Raw genomic sequence first — 4,094 nt, forward strand, 5'->3', positions numbered from 1 at the left:
GCACAATGTATTAATAGTGTGCAGCCGGAACTGTTAACGCGTTGTTTGAAGTCCAAAGATGGCAGAGCACGTGCGGCTGCCATTCGTGTTGCCCGGCATTGGAAGGACCAGATTCCCGAATCCTATCAATTGATCGCACCTTTAGCCAATGATGCCCATCCAAGGGTTCGCCTGGAAGCGGTGCGTGCGCTCTCATTCTTCAACCAACCAACAGTTTTAACCGACGCTTATCAGGCGTTGGATCATCCGGTAGATGAATTTCTGGAGTATGCCCTCTGGTTAACGACACGTGAAACGAAATCGATCTGGCTCCCACAGGTGCTTCAAGGAAATTCCACATTACAGAAAAATCCGCGCAAGCTTTTGTTTGCTTTAAAGGCTGTCAATTCACCGGAAGTTGCACCTGTGATCACAAAACTGATTCAAACCGGCCAGATTCCCGATAGTGAATTACAAACCAGTCTGAACTTAGTGGGAAAATTCGGCAATGCCAAAGATTTACAGCAATTGTTTGCACTGGCAACGAAACCAGAAACGACGGATCCACAGAAAGCAACCATCCTGCGAGCGTTGGCCCAGGCGTTTCAAGCAAGAAAAGTGCGGCCAGCGGGTGATCCACTAGCACTGAAGAATTTGTTTGCACTGCAGAATTTGTTTACCTCGCAGAGTCTTCCAGTACAGCAGGCATCCATCGATTGTGCGGGGCTTTGGAAAATTGAATCATTACAAACGCCAATTCGTGATCTGGCACAATCGGATCAGACCAATTTAGAGCTACGAAAATCGTGTCTCTTTGCATTAGCCCGCTTGGGAGGCGTAGAGAATCAGGATCTTCTAGAGAATCTGAGTATCGACAGTGATTTACAAGATCTTCGCATTGCATCTGTTGCCGCACTGGCGGAAATGAATCTCAATCTTGCTGCCAAACAAACGGTGAGCTTGATGAAAGAGATTACTTCATCTACGCAGCTTTCCGCACTGTCGAATATCTTTGTGCAGAGAAAAGGGGGCGCGGGGGTTTTAGTCAACGCACTCAAAGGAAAAACCATCTCCAAAGACACCGCCATACAACTGGGGCGATTAATACAGTCATCCGGTCGTGCCAACCCACAATTGGCAAAAGCCATTGCTGTGGCGGGAGGCTTAACCAGCGGCGCGCCGCAAGCAGTGAATCTCTCGCCGAAAGAAATGGCAAGTATGGTCAGTGCTGTCAAAACTAAGGGGGACGCAAAGCGAGGCGAAGCCATCTTTCGTAGAGCGGATTTATCTTGTCTGAAATGCCACGCGATTGGAGGCGCTGGCGGTAAAGTGGGGCCCGATATGATCAGCCTCGGCGGGAGTGCGCAGTTGGACTACATTGTCGATTCTTTGTTGAATCCCAATAAAAAAGTCAAAGAAAATTACAATGCAGTGACTGTTGTTACAGATCAGGGGAAAGTGTTCTCCGGTGTTTTGGTGCGTCGCACCGACAGTCAGCTGGTGTTACGAGATGTCAATGATAACATCATGAATATTCCGCTGGACCAGATTGATGAAGAAGCACCAGCCGCATCTTTGATGCCAGTCGGTTTGCTCGATAAACTGACTCAGCAAGAATTGATTGATTTGACTCGCTTTCTTTCCGAGTTGGGAAAAACGGAAGCATACAGAGTGGGTAAAGAGCGTGTCGTGCGACGCTGGCGTGTTATGAAAGGGACTCCCCAGGCAATGCACGCGATCCGAAGAACGAGACACGCGACAGCCGCTACCGAAAACCCTGCGTTCGTTTGGGAACCAGTCTACAGTCAGGTGAACGGTAATTTGCCCGTCAAAAACTTTGACGAGATCGGTAAACTACATATTTCTAACCGTGCTACAGGAGCCGCCTTTGTGCGTTGTGAACTCGAAGCATCTTCACCCGGTAAAACGATATTAAAATTCAATTCGGTGGATGGTCTGAAAATGTGGATCGCCGAAAAACCGGTGGTTCTCAAACCGGAGACCGAACTGGACCTCACCAAAGGCACGCACCGCCTGACATTCGCGATTGACCTGACTTCCGAACGTAACGTGCTGCGTCTGGAGTTACTCGACCCAAAAAATTCACCGGCGCAAGTCGCGATTGTGAACGGGAAGTAAACGATTGCCTATGCCTGCATCGGGGAAGGTCACCATTGACACTGTTCAGTGAATTTCGATAGCATCGTTGTGTAGACTTGGACAGAGGTGAATGATTTTTTCGTCCGTTACAGTAAAGTCCTGATACCTTGAGTACACCGCCTCCCCGACGTCGAAGACGCAGACCGAAAAATTCCATGGAAGAGGGAGTAGAGGCTCCTCGCAGGCGAAAGAAATCCTCGGGTAGCAAAAGGAGTCAACAGACTGTCAATGATACGCTTATTCTAAAGTCGATAGTGGCCGTTGTTGTGGTCTTTGCTGTCGTCAGCGGTATGTTCTTCTTCGACTGGAGAGATCTCGGTGTGGCGGTCGGCATGGACAGATCTCCCGAGAAACTATTAACGGACCTGAAGTATTATCAAAAGAAGCAGCTTAATTTAATTGCCTCTTTTCAAGATAAAGAACAGGCAAAAGCGGCTGTTCCCCAATTGAATGAGATCACAAAAGAACTGGCGATAATTTCTTTTGAATACAATGACTGGAATATCATCGAAGAAGATGATGAGATCCAGGAGCATCTAAAACTCGCGCCAGAAATTCGCGAAAGTATGCATAAAATTTCTCGGGAAGTCGGCCAATTACGCTCTAAGCACGAATCTCTTCTACGGGAAGAAATTAATCATCTCAAGGGAAACGCTGCTTTTAAATATTATGTGACTCAACTGGTCGATAACGCAAAAAGTGCAGGTGTGAAATATGCCCAAAAATTGAGTCTGGAGAAAGCGAAAAAAGGTGCCTTTAAAGACGGGTATTCTCCTGTGACAGCGGAAACAAAACTGACAGAAGGGATGCAGTTGCAGGGGATCGGCGCTCATGACTTTTGGGAAGATTGTATTGTAAAAGCAGTAAATCAAGACGGTACAGTGCGAGTCAGCTTTCAAGATCTAATTACCAGAGAAATATTCGGCGAACAGTCGGTATATTTTGACAAGAAGCTGGATCGAGATCGACTGCGGATTCCAGACGTAGTCATTCAAAAGAACACGACTCCAGCTGGAGCACCTCGACGTATTCAGGGCACTCCTCAGCATCCCGGAGGCGGAGGTGTGGGGCGACGCATCGAATCCCCTCCCGCAAAACGTTCCCGTTCAGATCGTGCTTTTTAATGGAACATAACGGTGTGAAACGCATTTCTGCAAAGTATTTTAAACATCAGTTCCACAGCGTCTTATACTTTTTTTGATACTTGGGCTCTTATTCGATTTCGATTAATTCTTTCGCCAGTTTCTTGATCTCTTGGTCCTGAAGCTGGTTATAGAGTGTTCTGAGCCCCTGGAGAAAGTCATATCGGATCAACGTCCAGTTTTTCTCGGCTGCACATTCTTTAAAATGGAATTCAACCCCTTCCAGAAACAACTCAAGCTGTTCCTTTCCTGCGGCTCCCACTTTCCAAAGTGACTGAATGGTGTGCCCGGCGGTGACGAAGTGTACGTCTCTGGTGACGTCAAGTAGGGCCAGAAATGTTTATACCGTTTTTTTGGTGTTACTTTTCATCAGATTACAGAGTAGCAATGCGTCAATGGTTCTATGGCGATTATTTTTGTGGCTTAGTTTTGTGTCCAGCTCTCCCAGCTATCATAAGCCCACTCAGATGACTGATTTGTTTCTTTTATTAGACTGAGAAATGCCAGATGTTGGGTCTCACTATCATCAGAAGCGATTTGATCCAGATATGTTCTGGTCACCTTGTTCATGAATTAATACGCCATTTATCCAGGGAGTGTCAATGTGACTGTCGATACGAGTCATTCTGATCCACAGTAATCAGATCACTCCGAACTGACAAACTAATTCTTGTTTTGAGTTTAAACTTTGGATGCGTTGCGGTTATGATAAACTGAGGCAGCGGACGCCGTCGAGGATTATTAACGTTATAAATCAGCCCTGGATTAAACTAGTGATGTTTTAAAGATCGGGGCGGGAATCAGTCTTATCTG

At 46.7% G+C, this 4,094-nt stretch carries 3 protein-coding genes; 2 read left to right on the top strand and 1 reads right to left on the bottom strand.

The annotated features are described in order from the left end of the window. The coding region (locus Q0668_RS08280; RefSeq protein WP_298862668.1) for a HEAT repeat domain-containing protein at positions 1-2,118 on the top strand (2,118 nt) is incomplete at its 5' end. A 128-nt stretch (positions 2,119-2,246) separates the two neighbouring features. Further along, on the top strand, positions 2,247-3,263 hold the full coding sequence (locus tag Q0668_RS08285; RefSeq protein ID WP_298862671.1) for a hypothetical protein: 1,017 nt from the start codon (positions 2,247-2,249) through the stop codon (positions 3,261-3,263). 88 nt (positions 3,264-3,351) lie between these two features. Here the strand turns inward: Q0668_RS08285 and Q0668_RS08290 are convergent, their stop codons facing one another. Continuing rightward, positions 3,352-3,513 (bottom strand): hypothetical protein, encoded by a 162-nt coding sequence (locus tag Q0668_RS08290; RefSeq protein WP_298862674.1) that lies wholly within the window; start codon positions 3,511-3,513, stop codon positions 3,352-3,354. Between the last annotated feature and the right edge of the window lie 581 nt (positions 3,514-4,094).

Origin of the sequence: uncultured Gimesia sp. (assembly GCF_937910335.1) — a bacterium.
Lineage (GTDB): Bacteria > Planctomycetota > Planctomycetia > Planctomycetales > Planctomycetaceae > Gimesia.